This window comes from Microbacterium sp. Bi128 (assembly GCF_918698205.1).
This window is the reverse complement of record NZ_CAKKMM010001192.1, coordinates 1-1590: the sequence shown is the minus strand read 5'-3', so window position 1 is coordinate 1590 and position 1590 is coordinate 1. Positions and strand designations below refer to the sequence as shown.

At 64.9% G+C, this 1590-nt stretch carries 2 protein-coding genes; one reads left to right on the top strand and one right to left on the bottom strand.

Translation table 11 applies throughout. From position 1 onward, the window contains the following. On the bottom strand, nt 1–597 hold a 597-nt coding region (locus LQV45_RS31135), incomplete at its 3' end, for an FAD-dependent oxidoreductase (RefSeq protein ID WP_374208348.1). 123 nt (nt 598–720) lie between these two features. Between LQV45_RS31135 and LQV45_RS31130 the strand changes: the two genes are divergently transcribed. Continuing rightward, the coding region (locus tag LQV45_RS31130; RefSeq protein WP_230011189.1) for a sugar-binding transcriptional regulator at nt 721–1590 on the top strand (870 nt) is incomplete at its 3' end.

Sequence of the window (1590 nt, the reverse complement as noted above, 5' to 3'; positions counted from 1 at the left end):
GAGGCGCTCGGGGTTGTGGACGGAGGCGTCGAAGTACGTGGCCGCGTACTTGATCCCGGGGTGCAGGCGGGGCAGCTCGGCGAGGGCGCGTTTGCGTCCGCGGAACTGGTGGCGCGGAACCGTGCCGCCGTCGCGGGAGAAGAAGTCGTACATGCTCAGGCCGAGCTTGATCAGGAACGCCCCGCGTTCGGTGTGCTTGCCCTGCTTGTGGGTCAGGAAGCGCATGGGGGCGGCCAGGACCCCGGAGAAGGTGCTGAAGATCGGGATCATGGTCTGCAGCGGCTTGACGTAGTGCGGCGCGATCCGCAGAAGCCTGTTGCGCTCGGTCACCGACTCCTGGACCAGGCGGAACTCGCCGTTTTCGAGGTACCGGATACCGCCGTGGATCATGTGGGAAGAGGCGCCGCTGGCACCCTGGCAGTAATCGCCGCGCTCAACGAGCGCCACATCCACGCCCTGCAGCGCCAGGTCACGGAACGTTCCGACCCCGTTGATTCCGCCTCCGATGATCAGAACCTGCGCGTGCCGCCGCGTCCGCAGCTTCTGCACCGAGGCGCGATCGTTCGCCGGTGTGCCGACTGAGTCCTTCTGTCCCAAAATTGCTCCCTTGGGTTTGATTCTGTGCGGCACGCCCGTGGCGCGGCGCCGTTCAACACTATTCTTTGGACTAATGGAAAATGGAGTCAAGCACTATGCACAAACGTGCAGATGGGAAATGTCATGATGCAATCACGCCAGTCCGACGCCCTCCGCGCGGCCCAGCTGTATTACCTGCAGGACCTGACCATGGACGCCATCGCCCGCGAGCTCCGGACGTCCCGGTCCACGGTTTCCCGGCTGTTGTCCGCGGCGCGCGATTCGGGTCTCGTGCAGATCCAGATCCGCAGCCCGCTGGACACCGGGCCCGAACTCGAGGGCATGATCCGCGCCGAATACAAGGTGGATGTCCATGTCGTTCCGGTGGTGGACACCCTCAATGAGGCGGAAACACTGGACCGTGTGGCCATGCAGGCCGCCCGGACGATCGGACCGCTGGTGGACTCCAACGCCATCATCGGCGTCGCATGGGGCTCCACCTTGAGCGCCGTGAGCCGGCACCTGACGCGCAAGATCACCCACGACAGCGTGATCGTCCAGCTCAACGGCGCCGGGAACATGCAGACCACCGGCATCACCTATGCCTCGGACATCATGAGGCGGTTCGGCAGCGCCTACGGAGCACGGGTGGAACAGTTTCCCGTGCCGGCCTTCTTCGACCACGCCGCGACCAAAAGGGCCATGTGGAATGAGCGGAGTGTTCAGCGGATCCTGGAGCTGCAGGCCCGGATGAGCATCGCGATCTTTGGTGTCGGATCGGTCGACGCCGACTACCCCAGCCACGTTTACGCCGGCGGCTACCTCGATGAAGACGACTTGAACGTCCTGGCGAACTCCGATGTGGTGGGCGATGTTGCCACGGTGTTCTTCCGCGCCGACGGGTCCTCGGACGGCATCACGCTCAACGCGCGCTCCACCGGCCCAGACCTGGCCCAGCTCCGCCAGGTCCGGCGCCGCATCTGCGTGGTGTCCGGTGCTTCCAAAATCAACGGG